The sequence below is a fragment of the Saccharothrix sp. CCNWYY140 genome, from assembly GCF_037401995.1.
Lineage (GTDB): Bacteria > Actinomycetota > Actinomycetes > Mycobacteriales > Pseudonocardiaceae > Actinosynnema.
In genome coordinates this window covers 1-17,084 of record NZ_JBBEGC010000066.1, presented here as the reverse complement: position 1 = coordinate 17,084, position 17,084 = coordinate 1, and the positions used below count along the sequence as shown (strand labels likewise).

The window sequence follows — 17,084 nt, the reverse complement described above, 5'->3', positions numbered from 1 at the left end:
GACCTCCTGTTGGTGGCGTCGTGCGGGTGTAGCCGGACGCGGCGTGGTGGTCGGTTCGCCGTTCTGCGTACCGAGGTGGGTTGAAGCCCGCTCTGCCGCGTCGCGTCGTGATCGCTACCCCCGTGCCCGACCGTAGCCATCAGGAGCGACCACACCGTGACTTCCGCACTCGCACGTGCCGACCTGCACCCAGCGCTCGACGTGCCCCTCCTGCGCGACCTCATCCACCCCGACCGCGCCCTCTGGACCCCGCGTGAACTGCGCGAACTGACCTCCACCGTCACCAGCGAACTGACCACCCCGCTGCTGTCCGTCCTCGAATACCACCCCGACCAGCGCTGGTGGGCCCGCCTCGGCCTGACCGAAGGCGTCGAACTCTGGCTGCTCTCCTGGCTCCCCGGCCAAGGCACCGAACCCCACGACCACGGCGGCGCCGCCGGCTCCTTCACCGTCCTCACCGGACAGCTGCACGAGGACTACCGCTACCCCGGCGGCCCGGTCCGGTCGGCCACGCGGGAAGTCGGGGACGCCATCGGGTTCGGCGCCGGCCGTGCGCACCAGGTCGTCAACCGCGGCACGGTCGGTGCGGCCAGCGTGCACGCCTACTCGCCGCCGCTCGTGCCGACCCGCGAGTACCCGAGCCTGCTCGACATCCCACCCGAGATCCCCCCGCTGCCCGCGCACCGCCTACCGTGGGAACGCCTGCGGGAACTCGCCGACCAGGAGGGGCCGTGAGCGCCGAAACCCTGCTCGAAGAAGCCCGGCGGAGCCTGCGCCGGGTCACGCCCGAAGAACTGCCGAACCTCGAGAACGCGCTCGTCGTCGACATCCGCCCGCGCCACAACCGGGCCGCCGAAGGGGAGATCCCGGGATCGGTGCCGATCGAGCGGATCGTGCTGGAGTGGCGGCTCGACCCGAACGGCGACCACCGCATCCCCGGCTTCGACGCCGACACGACCGTCGTCGTGCTGTGCAACGAGGGCTACGCCTCCAGCCTCGCCGCACGCGACCTCCAGCGCGTCGGACTCCCCAACGCGACCGACCTGGTCGGCGGGTTCCGCGCGTACGCCGCCGCCGGGCTGCCGGTTCGGGAAGGTGCCAGCGAGGCCGTCACCTGAGAGGGAACCGCCGGCCGGGCGGTAGCGTCTTCAGGCTTGTGTGGAAGGTGCTGACGGCGGTCGTCGTCCTCGTCCTGGTGGTCTGGGACTACCGCTCTGCTCCGGCCGGCCTGGCGGGAGCCGCGTGCGGTGCGCTCGCCGCGATGGCGTTGCTGGAGATCGGGCTGCTGCTCGGGGCGCTCGTGTGGCGCACGCGGGTGACGGCGGTGCTGATCGGCGTCGGCGGCGAGATCCGGACGTGGAACCGGCCGGGACTGCGGATCGTGCTGCGCACCGTCCCGGTGCTGATGTCGGTCGGCATCACCGCGGGCCGTGCGCCCGTGCGGCGGCGGATCTGGCTGACGTCGTGCACCTCCGTGCTGCTGATGGCGTCGCCCGTCGCCGCGTGCTGGGTGTTCCTCGACGGGCCGTTCGCCCGGGGCCTGGCGGTGGCCGGTACTGCCGTGCTGGTCAACGCCCTCGTGCCACGCCGGGGCGCGGGCGGCACGTCCGCAGGCTGGTTCCTGTTCAAGCTGCCGCGCCTGAAGGGCCGGGTGGTGACCGAGATGGAGGCCGCGCCCCTGGTGACCGCCGCGTCCGACGCCTTGGAGGCGGGTGACCTCGACCGCGCCGAGAAGGTCGCGGAACGACTGATGGCGGCGCACCCCACTTTGCTGTCGGCGATCGGGACGAAGGTATCCGTGCTGACGCTGCGCACCCGGTACGCCGAGGCGCTGCACATGGTCAGCAACCTCGTCGGCCGGACCGACCTTGACCAGCGGGACATGGCGTTCGTCATGGCGCAGATGGCCAGTTCGACGGTGAACGCGATGGAAGCCGGGCAGCTGCCGCTGGAGGTCGGACTGGGTGCGGCGAAGCGAGCGTCCGATGGTGCGGTGCAGCTGGGTTACCCGCGCTACCGGGCGACGGCGACTCTGGCGCAGCTCGCCCTCCTCGAAGACGACGTGCCGCGGGCGATCGTCCTGGCCGGACAGGCCCGGCAGACCGCCGAGACGACCCTGAACCGCGCGGACGCCCTCGCGACCCTGGCCCGCGCCCAGATGGCCAACGGCGACAACGCGGCGGCGCGACGGACCCTGGAGGAGGCCCGCGCACTCGCCGGCTGGATGCCCCGCGTGGCCGAGGTGAGCGCCCGCCTCGACATCACCTGACCCGCCCCCGCACCCCCTCGAACTCCCAGCGCAGGCTCACCCACCACCAGCCCGCCCGCCCCACGCACGCCGCACGCCCCACGCACGCATGCCCGCCGGACGCCGCACGCCGGACGCCCGCCGCCGCACGCCCGCCGCCACATGCACGCATGTACCCCCGCCGCACGCACACACACGGGCCACACGCCCGCGCGCCGCACCCGACCTCCGCCCGCCCCCGCGTGTCGCAGCCGTGGCCGTGGCCGTGGTGGTGGCCGCGTGCCAGCCGCAGCCGGGCCAGCCGCAGCCGTGTCGCAGAGCCGCACCAGCTTTGCCGCAGAGCCGTGGCCTAGAGCCGCGCCAGCGGTGCCCCAGAGCGGTGCCCCAGAGCGGTGCCGGCCGTGCGCCAGAGCCGTGTCGGGTGTGCCCCAAGCGTCGGCGGGCCGGCCGCCGGCCCCCGGTTTCCATTCTCCCACGGGGGTACGACAATTTCCGGTCTCGGCGCTGAAAGGAAATGGGGAGTGGGCCGGGGACGGCGCGTGTCCCCGGCCCCCGCGCCCCGGCCCGAAGCTTGGCGACCGGTTCACACGACATTACTCACCAAAGGCGGGTGTGGGGTGAACTATCGCCCGGAGGAGTGGTGCGCAAACGTTTCGCTCACCTATTGCGGGCGGAATGCGGTGCGGGGGTGGGTGTGGCCGCTGAAACGCGGTGGCGAGTGGGTGACCTTCTTCCGCGGTGGCCACTGGAAGTGACGTGGTCCGGGGAAGTGGGGGGCTGCGCGACCGACATCCCCGGACCGCCTCGCTACACCGGCGTGGTCGGTACCGTCGGCAGGCCGCCGGACGGCTCGGGCAGGCCGCAGTTCTTCAGGGCGTCGCCCAGGTTCTTCAGCAGGGCGGACAGCTGCTTGAGCAGGGCGGGCACGTCGGCCACCGCCGGTGCGCCCGGCACGACCGCGCTGAGCACGCCGAACGTCGCCGCGAAGACGCCCAGGGTGTTGGACAGGCACTGCTCGGACGCCCGGTGCGCCACCGGGACCGGACCGGCCGCGCCCACGGCCGGGGTCGGCAGGCACTTGGCGCCCTGCAACGCGCCCAGCAAACCCAGCACCTCGCCCAACGGCACGGCGGTGGCGCTCGGTGCGGGAGGCACGCCGGTCAGTTTGGCGACGATTGTCTTGAGGGTGTCCGACAACTGCTGGACCAGGCCGGCGCACGCGACCGGTGGGGCCGGTGCGGGTGGGGGTTCGGCCGACGCGGCGGGAACGACCGTCGCGGCGACGAGGGCGACGAGCAACGAAGCTGTTGACGCGAATTTCTTCACCGGGCCACGCTTCCTCTCACGGTTCTGCGCTGCACCGGGGGACCGGAGGACACGGCACCGGCGGACCGGGCCCTATTCCACGCGAAAAAAGCGTAAGCCCGTTCACGTCGTCCCGACCCGCGTGCTCGCACGAGTTCACCGGAAGGCACAACGCCGCCACCGAAGGATGAAAGCGGGCACGGTTCGGATGACCGCCGGTCACCGCCGGCGGTCATCCGACCAGGTGATCAGCCGGCGAGGACGACCCGGCCCAGCTCAGCCGGTGACGCGAGGAGGTCGTGCCGCGGCAGCACGCGGACCGTGTAGCCGACCGCGCCGGCGTGCGGCAGGGGCACCTCGATGTCGTAGTTGCCGTTGCCCGAGTAGTGCATGGTGTGCGTGACGGCGTCGTACAGCTCGTCCGAGTCGCCGACCTTGCCCAGCACGACCTGCACGTCCACCTCGGACGGCTCCAAGCCGGCCAGCTCGATCCGCGCCCGCACCCCGACCGGCGTGCCCAGCAGCGGCGCGGCCGACCCGTTCAGGGTCAGGTCCGAGTCCAACACCCGCACGCGCGTCCACGACGCCCGCAGCCGCTGCCGGTAGGCGGCCAGCTCCTTCGCGCCCCGGTACCCCTCGCCCACCACGGACGCGGCCGACGACGCGGCGGGCGCGTACAGGCTCTCCACGTACTCCCGCACCATCCGCGACGCCTGCACGGCCGGGCCGAGCGACGCCAGCGTGTGCCGGACCATCGACAGCCACCGCGTGGGCACGCCGTTCTCGCCGCGGTCGTAGAACAGCGGCGCGACCTGGCTGCCCAGCAGGTCGTAGAGGGCCGCGGCCTCCAGGTCGTCGCGCCGGGTCGGGTCGGTGACGCCGTCCGCGGTGGGGATGGCCCAGCCGTTGCTGCCGTCGTACAGCTCGTCCCACCAGCCGTCGCGGATGGACAGGTTCAGGCCGCCGTTCAAGGCCGACTTCATGCCGGACGTGCCGCACGCCTCCAGCGGGCGCATCGGGTTGTTCAGCCACACGTCGCAGCCCCAGTACAGGTAGCGGGCCATCGACATGTCGTAGTCGGGCAGGAACACGATCCGGTGCCGCACGCCGGCGTCGTCGGCGAACCGCACGATCTGCTGGATCAGCGCCTTGCCGCCGTCGTCGGCGGGGTGCGACTTGCCCGCCACGACCAGCTGCACCGGCCGCTCGGGGTGCAGCAGCAGCGCGCGCAGCCGCTCCGGGTCGCGCAGCATCAGCGTCAGCCGCTTGTAGGTCGGGACGCGGCGGGCGAAGCCGACGGTCAGGACGTCCGGGTCGAACACCGAGTCCGTCCAGCCCAGCTCGAGCGCCGACGCGCCGCGCTGCAACCAGGACGCGCGGGTCCGGCGGCGCACCTCGTCCACGAGCTTGCCGCGCAGGTCGTTGCGCAGCTCCCACAGGCGCTGGTCGGTGACCGGTTCGAAGCCGCGCAGGCCCACGCCGCTGTCGTCGGACTCGCCGAGCAGGCGGCTCATCTCGGTGGCCGCCCAGGTCGGGCCGTGGACGCCGTTGGTGACCGACCCGATCGGCACCTCGGTGACGTCGAAGCCCGGCCACAGGCCGCGGAACATGTCCCGGCTGACCTTGCCGTGCAGCTTGGACACGCCGTTGGCGCGCTGCGCGAGCCGCAGGCCCATGTGGGCCATGTTGAACAGGCCCGGGTTCTCCTCCGCGCCGAGGGCGAGGATGCGCTGGGTGTTCACGCCCGGCAGCAGGGTCTCCGCGCCGAAGTAGTGCTGCACGAGGTCCACCGGGAACCGGTCGATGCCCGCCGGGACGGGGGTGTGCGTGGTGAAGACGGTGCCCGCGCGCACGGCCGCCAGCGCCTGGTCGAAGTCCAGGCCCTCGCCGGTGACCAGTTCGCGGATGCGCTCCAGGCCGAGGAACCCGGCGTGGCCCTCGTTGGTGTGGAACACCTCGGGGCTGTGGTGGCCGGTCAGCTCGCAGAACGTCCGCACCGCGCGCACACCGCCGATGCCCGCGAGGATCTCCTGGCGGATGCGGTGGTCCTGGTCGCCGCCGTAGAGGCGGTCGGTGACGCCGCGCAGGTCCTCGTCGTTCTCCTCGACGTCGGAGTCCAGCAGCAGCAGCGGGATGCGGCCCACCTGGGCCTTCCAGATCTTGGCGCGCAGCACCCGGTCGCCGGGCATGGCCACGTGCACCAGGATCGGGGCGCCGGACGGCTCGGTGAGCAGCTCCAGCGGCAGGCCGCGCGGGTCGAGCACCGGGTAGTGCTCGATCTGCCAGCCGTCCAGCGACAGGGCCTGCCGGAAGTAGCCGGACCGGTAGAGCAGGCCGACCGCGATCAGCGGGACGCCCAGGTCCGAGGCCGCCTTGAGGTGGTCGCCGGCGAGCACGCCGAGGCCGCCCGAGTAGTTGGGCAGGGCCTCGGTGACGCCGAACTCCATCGAGAAGTAGGCGATGGCCGAGGGCAACGGGCTCAGCTCGTAGTTGCCGTGCTCACGCCGCTGCTGCACCTCGTCCTGCCGCCGCTGGAACCACCGCGGCCCGGTGAGGTAGCGGTGCAGGTCGTCGGCCAGCGCACGGGTGTGGGCGAGGAACTGCTCGTCCCGCGCCAACCCCTCCAACCGCTCCGGGTCGACCGTGGACAGCAGCCGCAAGGGGTCCGCGCTCTCCGACCACCGGGCGGGGTCGATCGAGGCGAACAGGTCCTGTGTCGGCTGGTGCCAGGTCCAGCGCAGGTTCAGGGCGAGCGTGCCCAGTGCGGACAGCGGCTCTGGCAGGCTGGCTCGGACGGTGAACCGGCGGAGTGCTCGCATGGCGTCGGACCCTATCCCCCATCCAGCGGTGCGGAGCAACGGTCACCCGAACCGATGCAGGTACCGATCCAGCTCTACCAGCACAGATCGCTCCGCGCGTGTTCTTTCGTACACAGTTGGCAGCGTCCCGGGCAAGCCTCACCCGGTCCGCCGATCGACGGCCAGGACGATCGTCTCGTCGGCGTCCTCGCCCCCGGCGGCCCGCCGCTCCAGCAGCGTGACCCCGGCCGCCATCCGCCAGTACCGCAGGGCGTCGTCCGACCCGTGGAGATCGGCGGCGAGGAACGCCGCACCCACCCGGATGGCGGTGGCCAGTTCGGGGGTAACCGTCCGCCGGCCGGCGAAAACCGGTTCCGCGAGCGCGCGCAGCCGGTCCGGCAGTCCGACGTCCCGCACGACCACCCTCTCCGGCAGCACGCGTGCGTCCTCCACCAGCGTCAAGGGGTGGATCTCCAGGTGCGTGGGCCCACCGACGACCAACGCATCGGCGACTTCGGAACGCCCCATGAACGACATGGCCAGCGCTCGACCGACCCGCGACTCCTCGAACGGCACCCGGTCACCCCGGTGCAGCGGGAAGCGCTCGGTGCTGGTCAGTTCGCGCGCGAGCCCGAGCACAGCAACCACCGGCAGGTCCGCGTACCGACGGGCCAGCCGCTGCCGAGCCGCGACGAGCGTGGCGTGGAGCCGCTCGGTCGCCTGGATCGCCGCGCCGATCGTCAGAGCCAGGTCGAGGTCACCGAGCGCCACTTCCGCACCGGTCAGGCTCACCCGGGCGCCGAGTGTCGCGAGGCCCTGGCGCAACGGCTCGATCGGCATCGGCGGAGCGCCGCCGTTGTGCAGGCTCGCCAGGTGGGACGAGGCGACGGCTTCGAGGTGCAGCAACTCCAGCAGGTCCAGCAACGTGGCGGAACGGAGGTCGGTGACCAGGTACTCAGCCACCAGGAGCCCGTAGAAGTCGTGCGTGCTGCGGAAGTCCGGCACCCGGTCACCGGCGTCGAGCCAGTACGCCTGTCCCTGCTTGCCGATCACTCGCTGTGCGGATGGGTGGCTCACCTCCGTCTTCGTGGGTAGGCGGTAGCGGGTCGAGCCGCCCACCACCTCGCTCGCCCACTGCGCGAAGTCCGCCGCCTCGGTGGCCCACACGCCCCGCACGGGGGCCTCCGGGTCCAGGTCGGGAGGCACCTCGCGGTCGGTGTCGAGCTGGTAGAGGCGGTACAGCGAGTTGGGGACCGGGCGGGTGCACACGGCCACCCCGTCTCCGACGACCACGCGTTCTCGCATGAGCCTGGTCAAAGCGATGCCGGCCGCCAAGCGTCGCCGCTCGGGGTCGTCGCTGTCCGTAAAGGCATCCAGTCGACGCCGCAGCTCCGGGGACAGCTCCGAGCACACCTCGGCGCACTCGTACGCCAGCGACAACGCCGCCACCGTCCCCGACTCCAGGCATGCCTGCACCACCGAGTCGGCGAACGTCCGGGCGACCGCCAGAACCGTCGTCTCCCGCCACCAGTCGTCGTCCACCACGGCCGCCAGCGACAACAAATCCCCGGCCTGCCGCACGTGCACCGCAGCCAGGTATTCCTGAAAGGTCTGGTGGGCGAAAGAAAATTCGCCGCTCTCCCGCTCCACCAACAAACCGTTCGAACTCACATCCTCCAGCAACAACTCTTCCGTCATCGACGTGGACATCCGCCGCAGCACCGGCCGGAACACCTCAAGCACCTCAGCACGACCAAGGTCACGCACCCGGCGGGTCATCATCGTGTGCGCCAAGGTCTGCAACACCACCTCCTTGCGGTGGCCGTCCAGTCTGACCGGCAGGTCCTTGGCCTCGTGCCGCCGCCACAGCACGACCTCGCAGATCTCTCGATACAACTCAACCCGGCTGTCGGGCAGCTTGCTGCCGAACCGGTGCACGTTGGCGACCATCGTCAGCAACAACGGGTTCGCCGAAAGATCATCGAGAGTTGGTGTGGCGTGCAGCTTGTCCAGCAGCTCGTCGGCCGCCTTCTCCGCGCGCAGCCGCACGGCCTCCCCGACATCGCCCGTGCTCAAGCGCTCCATCGCCGCGTACCAGCCGCGCACGAACCGGCCCACCTGCTCGTCGGTGAAGTCCCGCACTTGCAACACCGTCGCGCCGCTCACCGGGGCAGTCCGGTAGCCCTGGGGGCGCGAAGTCAGGACGAAGTCGTTGCGCGGGTACTGGCGGACCTGGCGTTCGACCCACGCCGAGACGCGGCGGCGGTCCTCGGGGGAGGCCACCTCGTCCAAGCCGTCCAGCAGCACCACGCAGTCGCCGGCGCGCAGACGCTGTTCGAACCACTGAGGCGGCTCCGGCGTCGGGAAGCGCACGAGTTGGGTGCGCACCAACTCCGGCAGGGACGCGTCGGCGACGATCGCGGTCACGTGGTCGCGCAGGTACAGCAGCACGGGGATGCGGCGGCGGACCCGGCGGGACCCGGCGACGGCGAGGGCGACGTGCCGCAGCAAGGTGGTCTTGCCGCTGCCGGGCACGCCGATCACGGCGAGCACTACCGGTTCCGGGTGGCCCAGGAGGTCGGTCAGGGCGTGCCGGTCGCCGGCGGGTAATCGGGCCAGCAGGGAGGTCTGCGCGTTGTGCGGGGTCTGGGCGGCCAGGCCGACGTCCACGTAGACCTCGTCGAACCTGGGCGTGTGGGGGCCGACGAGGAACAGTCCTTTGAGGTCGGCGTACCTGAACGAGGTCAACATGTACCGCCGGTAATGGCGACCGAAACGGCTCACCCCACGGCGGAGTCCGGAATCCACCCGTTCGACAATCCGGTCACGCCACCGCCGCCACAGCGCGCGGGGCACGAAGAGCAGCGCCGCGACAACGGGTGTGATCAGGGCGGCGGACCAGCCGAGGTTGGTGAGCACCTGGGAAGTCAAGTGGAGTGCCGGCCGGCGTTCACTCGCCCGACCGTGTGACACACGTTCCGGGGAGTGGGACGGGTGTCCTCATCGCGGGAATCGATCAAGTCCCCAAGTGTGCGATCCAACCAGACGGGGTAGGAACTCCAGGTGGGAGTCCCCGGTGACGACGCGCGCGACCGCGCCGGGCAAACTTGACCGTGCAAGCGTCACACCAGGTGAGAGGGGCGCTGCCGATGAGCGGACGACTCGGTATCGACGACGTGACCCCGACCGTGAGCGGTGGCCGGTACCCGGCCAAGGCCGTGGTCGGCGAGCACGTCCCGGTCGAGGCGACGGTGTGGCGCGAGGGCCACGACGCCGTCGCCGCCACGGTGACGTGGCGTGGGCCGGGGGACCGGGTCGCCAGACAGACACGCATGGCGCCGCTGGGCGTCGGCCTGGACCGGTGGGTCGCCACGATCGTCCCGGACGCCGAGGGCTCGTGGACCTTCCGCGTCGACGCCTGGTCGGACCCGTGGTCGACGTGGCTGCACGCCGTCGAGGTCAAGATCGCCGCCGGCCAGGGCGCGGGCGAGCTGGAGAACGACCTGGAGAACGGCGCCCGGCTGCTGGACCGCGTCGCCCGCCGCCCCGACCGCCGCAAGGACAAGCCGCTGCTGCTCAACGCCGCCGCCGCGCTGCGCGACGAGGACCGGCCGCTGCCCGAACGGGTCGCGCCCGCCCTGGCCCAGGACGTCCGGCGGGTCATGCACGACCACCCGGTCCGCGAGCTGATCACCAAGGGCAAGGCGCAGAAGGTGTGGGTCGACCGCAAGCGCGCCGCCTTCGGCTCCTGGTACGAGTTCTTCCCCCGCTCGACCGGCGGGGTCGACGAGTCCGGCGTCCCCGTGCACGGCACGTTCACCACGGCGACCAAGGAGCTCGACCGCATCGCCGCGATGGGCTTCGACGTGGCCTACCTGCCGCCGATCCACCCGATCGGCCGGGTCAACCGCAAGGGGCCCAACAACACCCTCCACGCCACCGAGGACGACCCCGGCTCGACGTGGGCGATCGGCGCGGACGAGGGCGGTCACGACGCGATCCACCCCGAGCTGGGCACCATCGAGGACTTCGACGCCTTCGTGGCCCGCGCGAACGAGCTGGGCCTGGAGGTCGCCCTCGACCTCGCCCTCCAGTGCGCGCCTGACCACCCGTGGGTGCTCAAGCACCCGGAGTGGTTCACCACCCGCCCGGACGGGACCATCGCCTACGCCGAGAACCCGCCGAAGAAGTACCAGGACATCTACCCCGTCAACTTCGACAACGACCCCCAGGGCCTCTACAACGAGGTGCTGCGCGTGGTGCTGCACTGGGTCGACCACGGGGTGCGGATCTTCCGGGTCGACAACCCGCACACCAAGCCGCCGGACTTCTGGCAGTGGCTGATCTGGACGGTCAAGGACGCCCACCCGGACGTGCTGTTCCTGTCCGAGGCGTTCACCCGCCCGGCCCGGCTCTACGGGCTGGCCAAGCTCGGCTTCACCCAGAGCTACACGTACTTCACCTGGCGCACCACCAAGGAGGAGCTGACCGAGTTCGGCGCCGACCTGGTGAACCACTGGGACGAGGCCCGGCCGAACCTGTTCGTCAACACCCCGGACATCCTGCACGAGTCCCTCCAGCACGGCGGGCCGGGCATGTTCGCCCTGCGCGCCGCGCTGGCCGCGACCCTGGCGCCGACCTGGGGCGTGTACTCGGGCTACGAGCTGTTCGAGCACCAGGCCGTGCGCGAGGGCAGCGAGGAGTACCTGAACTCGGAGAAGTACCAGCTGCGCCCCCGCGACTACGCCAGGGCGGTGGCCGAGGGCCGCTCCCTGGAGCCCTGGCTGCGCAAGCTGAACACCATCCGCCGCGCGCACCCGGCGTTGCAGCAGATGCGAACACTCCGCTTCCACCACGTCGACAACCCCGCGCTCATCGCCTACTCGAAGCAGGACCCGGGCAGCGGCGACACGGTGGTCGTGGTGGTGAACCTCGACCCGCACAACGCGCAGGACGGCACGATCTGGCTGGACCTGCCCTCGCTCGGCTTCGACTGGCCGGAACGGCTGATCGCGCACGACGAGGTCACCGGGGAGACCTGGGACTGGGGGCAGGCCAACTACGTCCGGCTGGAACCCTGGCGTGCATCGGCGCACGTCGTGGCGGTGCAGCGCAGGTTCAGCAGCTAGCAGGGCAGGCCCCGACTACTCAAGTCCCCCGTGCGCCGCACGCGGGGGACGATCGAACGTACCCCCGACGAGGTGGGACGAGGTGGAGCACATGGCAGAAGACCCCCGACCCGACGCCGCGCTGACCGGACTGGAAGGCGTGCCGCACACCGGCGAGGCCATCGGCGCCGACGGCCTGCTGGTGGAGCCGCAGGCCGAGGACTTCCGCTCCGCGCGGCTGGTGCCGCGGGAACGGGACTGGTTCAAGGGCGCGGTGTTCTACGAGGTTCTGGTGCGCGCGTTCACCGACTCCAACGGCGACGGCACCGGTGACCTGCGGGGGCTCGCGTCGCGGCTGGACTACCTGGAGTGGCTCGGCGTCGACTGCCTGTGGCTGCCGCCCTTCTACGCCTCGCCGCTGCGCGACGGCGGCTACGACATCTCCGACTTCCGCTCGGTGCTGCCCGAGTTCGGCACCGTCGAGGACTTCGTCTACCTGCTCGACGAGGCCCACCGGCGCGGCATCCGGGTGATCACCGACCTGGTGCTCAACCACACCTCCGACGCCCACCCGTGGTTCCAGCAGTCCCGCTCCGACCCCGACGGCCCGTACGGGGACTACTACGTGTGGAGCGACGACGATTCGAAGTACCCGGACGCGCGGATCATCTTCGTCGACACCGAGACGTCGAACTGGACCTACGACCCGGTGCGCGGCCAGTTCTTCTGGCACCGGTTCTTCTCCCACCAGCCGGACCTGAACTACGAGAACCCCGACGTCCAGGAGGCCATGCTGGACACCCTGCGGTTCTGGCTGGACCTGGGCATCGACGGGTTCCGCCTGGACGCCGTGCCCTACCTGTTCGAGCAGGAGGGCACCAACTGCGAGAACCTGCCGCGCACGCACGACTTCCTCAAGCGCTGCCGCAAGGTCGTGGACGACGAGTACCCGGGCCGGGTGCTGCTGGCGGAGGCGAACCAGTGGCCGTCGGACGTGGTGGAGTACTTCGGCAACCCCCAGGTCGGCGGCGACGAGTGCCACATGGCGTTCCACTTCCCGCTCATGCCACGCATCTTCATGGCGGTGCGCCGGGAGTCGCGGTTCCCGATCTCGGAGATCCTGGCGCAGACGCCGCAGATCCCCGACGGCTGCCAGTGGGGCATCTTCCTGCGCAACCACGACGAGTTGACGCTGGAGATGGTCACCGACGAGGAACGCGACTACATGTACGCCGAGTACGCGAAAGACCCGCGGATGAAGGCGAACATCGGCATCAGAAGGCGCTTGGCGCCGCTGTTGGAGAACGACCGCAACCAGCAGGAGCTGTTCACCGCGATGCTGCTGTCGCTGCCCGGGTCCCCGGTGCTGTACTACGGCGACGAGATCGGCATGGGCGACAACATCTGGCTGGGCGACCGGGACGCGGTGCGCACGCCGATGCAGTGGACGCCGGACCGTAACGCAGGTTTTTCCTCCTGCGACCCCGGGCGGATCTACCTGCCCGTGATCATGGACCCCGTGTACGGCTACCAGGGCCTCAACGTGGAGGCACAGCTGAACAACCAGTCGTCGCTGCTGAACTGGACCCGGCGGATGATCGAGGTGCGCAAGCAGCACCACGCGTTCGCCGAGGGCGACTTCCACGACCTGGGCGGCTCGAACCCCAGCGTGCTGGCCTACCGCAGGCGGTGGTGCCGCCCGGACGGGCAAGAGGACATCGTGGTGTGCGTGAACAACCTGTCCCGGTTCCCCCAACCGGTGGAGCTGGACCTGTCCGAGCACATCGGGTCCCGGCCGGTGGAGCTGACCGGCGGGGTGCGCTTCCCCACCGTGGGCGAGCTGCCCTACCTGCTGACCCTGCCGGGCCACGGCTTCTACTGGTTCCAGCTGGTGGAGGCCGGCGACGAGGGTGAGGCGAGGTGAGCACCGAGATGAACCCGCGGACGAGCACCGATCCGGCGACCCTGGTGGACGAGGTGGTGGCCGAACTGCCCGGGTGGCTGCCCGCGCAGCGGTGGTTCGGCGGCAAGGACCGGCGGATCACCGGCGTCCGTCCACTGCGGACGACCGTGCTCAGCCAGGCCGACCCGGTGCTGGTGCACCTGGTGGTCGAGGTCGAGCAGTCCGACCGGCACGAGCCCTACCAGCTGCTGGTCAGCGACACCGTGGAGAACCACGACGCGACCGGCGACCCGGAGCTGGCCGGGCGGCTGCTGGACCTGGTGGCCGACGGCGCGACCGTCGACGGGCTGGTGTTCGAGCACGAGCCGGACGTGTCGCTGAACAAGGGCCTGCGCGGCCGGCCGATCACCGCCGAGCAGTCCAACACGTCGCTGGTGTTCGGCAGCCAGTACATCCTCAAGCTGTTCCGCAAGCTCACCCTGGGCGAGAACCCGGACCTGGTGCTGCAACGCGCCCTGCACCGGGTGGGCTGCGAGCACATCGCCCGGCCGCTCGGGTCGATCACGGGCCGGTTGGACGGCCAGGTGACCACGGTCGGGATGCTCCAGCAGTTCCTGCCCGACGCGGTGGACGGCTGGGCGATGGCCACCACCAGCGTCCGGGACCTGATGGCCGAGGGCGACCTGCACGCCGACGAGGTGGGCGGCGACTTCGCGGGCGAGGCGCAGCGGCTGGGCCAGGCGGTGGCCACCGTGCACGCCGACCTGGAGCGGGCGCTGGGCACCGAGCACGCCGACGCCGACGACATCGACAAGACCGTGCGCGCGATGACCGCCCGGCTGGACTCGGTGGTCTCGGCGGTGCCCGAGCTGCGCCCGTACGTGCCGGCGCTGCGCGAGGCGTTCGAGGCGGCCCGGGACACGCCCGGCGCGATCGCCATCCAGCACATCCACGGCGACCTGCACCTGGGCCAGGTGCTGCGGACCGTCCACGGGTGGCTGCTGATCGACTTCGAGGGTGAACCCGGCGCGCCGATCGCCGAGCGCACGGCGTTGCGCTCGCCCTTGCGGGACGTGGCGGGCATGCTGCGGTCGTTCGACTACGCGGCCCACCAGCTGCTGGTCGGGCAACCGGAGGACCACCAGCTCGCGGTGCGGGCGCTGGAGTGGTCGCGGCGCAACCGCGCGGCCTTCACCGAGGGCTACGCGGACGCCGCGGCGTCCTCGGTGGGCGACCCGCGCAAGCGGGGCTACCTGCTGCGGGCGTTCGAGCTGGACAAGGCGGTGTACGAGGTGGCCTACGAGCACGCGAACCGGCCCGAGTGGTTGACGGTGCCGCTGTCGTCGATCGCGCGGATCACGGGAGAGGGGAAGCGATGAGTCCCCGAGGAGAGGGAGAGCGATGAACCCGGAGGACATCGACCGGCTGCTCGCGGGGTCGCACCACGACCCCCACTCGGTGCTCGGCGTGCACCACCTGCCCTCCGGCGAGGTGGTGGCGCGGGCGTTCCGGCCCGGGGCGACGGCGGTGTCCCTGGTGGCCGGGGACAAGCACTGGGACCTGGACCGCGTGGCCGACGGCCTGTTCGAGGGCGACCTGCCCGAACACCCCGGCGACTACCGCCTGGAGGTCGCCTACCCCGGCGCGACCGTCGAGGTCGACGACCCGTACCGGTGGCTGCCCACGGTCGGCGAACTGGACCAGCACCTGATCGGCGAGGGCCGGCACGAACGGCTGTGGGACGTCCTGGGCGCCCACGTGCGGACCTACGAGACGGCGACGGGCGCCGTGAGCGGCGTGTCGTTCGCGGTGTGGGCCCCGACCGCGCGCGGCGTGCGGGTGTGCGGCGACTTCGACGGCTGGGACGGCCGGGCCAACCCGTTGCGCTCGCTCGGTTCGTCCGGGGTGTGGGAGGTCTTCATCCCGAACATCCCGCCCGGCACCAGGTACAAGTACCGCATCCTGGGCCGCGACGGCGTGTGGCACGAGAAGGCCGACCCGATGGCGTTCGCCACCGAGACACCCCCGCAGACCGCCTCCGTGGTGACCCGCTCGACTTACGAGTGGGGAGACGACGAGTGGACGGCCCGGCGGGACGCCACGGCGTGGATCAACGCGCCGATGAGCGTGTACGAGGTGCACCTCGGGTCGTGGAAGCCCGGGTTGGGGTACCGGGAGCTGGCTGACGAGCTGTCCGCGTACGTGGTCGAGAACGGGTTCACGCACGTAGAGCTGATGCCCGTGGCCGAACACCCGTTCGGCGGGTCGTGGGGCTACCAGGTGACGTCGTACTACGCGCCGACCTCCCGGTTCGGCTCGCCCGACGACTTCCGCTACTTCGTCGACGTCCTGCACAGCCACGGCATCGGCGTGATCATGGACTGGGTCCCGGCCCACTTCCCCCGCGACTCGTGGGCCTTGGCGAAATTCGACGGCACCGCCCTGTACGAACACGAGGACCCCAGGCGTGGCGAGCACCCCGACTGGGGCACCTTGGTGTTCGACTTCGGCCGCAACGAGGTCCGGAACTTCCTGGTCGCCAACGCCCTGTACTGGATCGAGGAGTTCCACATCGACGGCCTGCGCGTCGACGCCGTGGCCTCGATGCTGTACCTGGACTATTCGCGCCAGGAAGGGCAGTGGCTGCCCAACCAGTACGGCGGCCGGGAGAACCTCGACGCGGTCAGGTTCTTGCAGGAACTGAACGCGACCGTCTACAAGCGACACCCCGGTGTCGTGATGGTGGCCGAGGAGTCCACGGCATGGCCCGGCGTCACCCGGCCGACTCATTTGGGCGGCTTGGGATTCGGGTTCAAGTGGAACATGGGCTGGATGCACGACACCCTGCACTACCTGTCCCGCGAACCCATCCACCGTTCGTACCACCACAACGAGATCACGTTCTCCCTGGTGTACGCGTGGAGCGAGAACTTCGTCCTACCGCTGTCCCATGACGAGGTCGTGCACGGCAAGGGATCGCTGTGGTCGAGGATGCCCGGCGACGACTGGAACAAGGCGGCTGGGTTGAGGTCGCTGCTGGCTTTCATGTGGGCGCATCCGGGGAAGCAGCTGCTGTTCATGGGCGGCGAGTTCGGGCAGCAGGGCGAGTGGTCGGAGTCGCGGTCCCTGGACTGGCACCTGCTGGAGAACCCGTACCACGCGGGGATTCGGGGGTTGGTGGCGGACCTGAACGCGGTGTACCGCGAGTCGCCGGCCCTGTACAGCCAGGACAACAAGCCCGAGGGCTTCTCGTGGATCGACGCGAACGACTCGGCGGGGAACGTGCTGAGCTTCGTGCGAGTCGGCGAGGACGGGTCGCTGATGGCCTGCATCGCGAACTTCGCTGGCATGCCACACCATGATTATCGGGTGGGGTTGCCGGTCGCGGGGCGGTGGCGGGAGGTTGTGAACACGGACTCGGAGGTGTACGGCGGGTCTGGGGTCGGGAACATGGGCGGGGTGGAGGCCGAGGAGAAGCCTTGGCACGGCCGTCCGGCTTCGGCGGTTCTCCAGCTACCACCGGCGGGGGTCTTGTGGCTCGCGCCTGAGGCCAACTCCCCTGCCACGCAGGACCTTCAGTAGCACCGACGTGCCCGCGCAGCGCTGCTTCCGAGCGCTGCGCGGCTCCCGGCGCGCGGAGCGCGGTCTTCGCGCGCGGAGCGCGCGGTAGGTGTCACCTACAAGTGGAGGGCCTCGGTTCCCCCACCGTATGGCCTGCCCGA

10 protein-coding genes are annotated in these 17,084 nt (G+C 71.0%); 7 read left to right on the top strand and 3 right to left on the bottom strand.

The genetic code is table 11. The annotated features are described in order from the left end of the window. Positions 1-156 precede the first annotated feature (156 nt). Genes WBN91_RS25355 through WBN91_RS25345 form a run of 3 tightly spaced genes read left to right on the top strand, consistent with a single transcriptional unit; the run spans position 157 to position 2,269 of the window. Complete coding sequence (locus WBN91_RS25355) at positions 157-735, top strand: cysteine dioxygenase (protein ID WP_337726969.1); 579 nt, start codon at positions 157-159, stop codon at positions 733-735. Beyond that, positions 732-1,118, top strand: coding sequence for a rhodanese-like domain-containing protein (locus WBN91_RS25350; RefSeq protein WP_337726970.1), 387 nt, complete (start codon positions 732-734; stop codon positions 1,116-1,118). Before WBN91_RS25355 ends, WBN91_RS25350 begins: the two co-directional genes overlap by 4 nt. Before the next feature lie 38 nt (positions 1,119-1,156). Beyond that, on the top strand, positions 1,157-2,269 hold the full coding sequence (locus tag WBN91_RS25345; RefSeq protein WP_337726971.1) for a tetratricopeptide repeat protein: 1,113 nt from the start codon (positions 1,157-1,159) through the stop codon (positions 2,267-2,269). Between the two features lie 786 nt (positions 2,270-3,055). On the opposite strand, the gene WBN91_RS25340 is transcribed toward WBN91_RS25345, so the two are convergent. From WBN91_RS25340 to WBN91_RS25330, 3 genes are all read right to left on the bottom strand, one after another. Then, on the bottom strand, positions 3,056-3,574 hold the full coding sequence (locus WBN91_RS25340; RefSeq protein ID WP_337726972.1) for a hypothetical protein: 519 nt from the start codon (positions 3,572-3,574) through the stop codon (positions 3,056-3,058). A 227-nt stretch (positions 3,575-3,801) separates the two neighbouring features. Next, positions 3,802-6,372, bottom strand: coding sequence for an alpha-glucan family phosphorylase (gene glgP, locus WBN91_RS25335; protein WP_337726973.1), 2,571 nt, complete (start codon positions 6,370-6,372; stop codon positions 3,802-3,804). A gap of 138 nt (positions 6,373-6,510) precedes the next feature. Beyond that, positions 6,511-9,102: an NACHT domain-containing protein gene (locus WBN91_RS25330; protein WP_337726974.1), complete on the bottom strand. Its 2,592-nt coding sequence runs from the start codon at positions 9,100-9,102 to the stop codon at positions 6,511-6,513. Between the two features lie 398 nt (positions 9,103-9,500). On the opposite strand from WBN91_RS25330, the gene WBN91_RS25325 reads away from it, so the two are divergent. From WBN91_RS25325 to glgB, 4 genes are all read left to right on the top strand, one after another. Next, positions 9,501-11,480, top strand: coding sequence for an alpha-1,4-glucan--maltose-1-phosphate maltosyltransferase (locus WBN91_RS25325; RefSeq protein WP_337726975.1), 1,980 nt, complete (start codon positions 9,501-9,503; stop codon positions 11,478-11,480). A gap of 91 nt (positions 11,481-11,571) precedes the next feature. Continuing rightward, entirely contained in the window at positions 11,572-13,383 is a 1,812-nt protein-coding gene (gene treS / locus WBN91_RS25320; protein ID WP_337726976.1) for a maltose alpha-D-glucosyltransferase, read from the top strand. Between the two features lie 8 nt (positions 13,384-13,391). Next, a complete protein-coding gene (locus WBN91_RS25315; RefSeq protein WP_337726980.1) occupies positions 13,392-14,741 on the top strand; it encodes a maltokinase N-terminal cap-like domain-containing protein in 1,350 nt (449 codons plus the stop codon). 22 nt (positions 14,742-14,763) lie between these two features. Continuing rightward, positions 14,764-16,944, top strand: coding sequence for a 1,4-alpha-glucan branching protein GlgB (gene glgB / locus WBN91_RS25310; protein WP_337726977.1), 2,181 nt, complete (start codon positions 14,764-14,766; stop codon positions 16,942-16,944). The last annotated feature ends 140 nt before the right edge of the window (positions 16,945-17,084 follow it).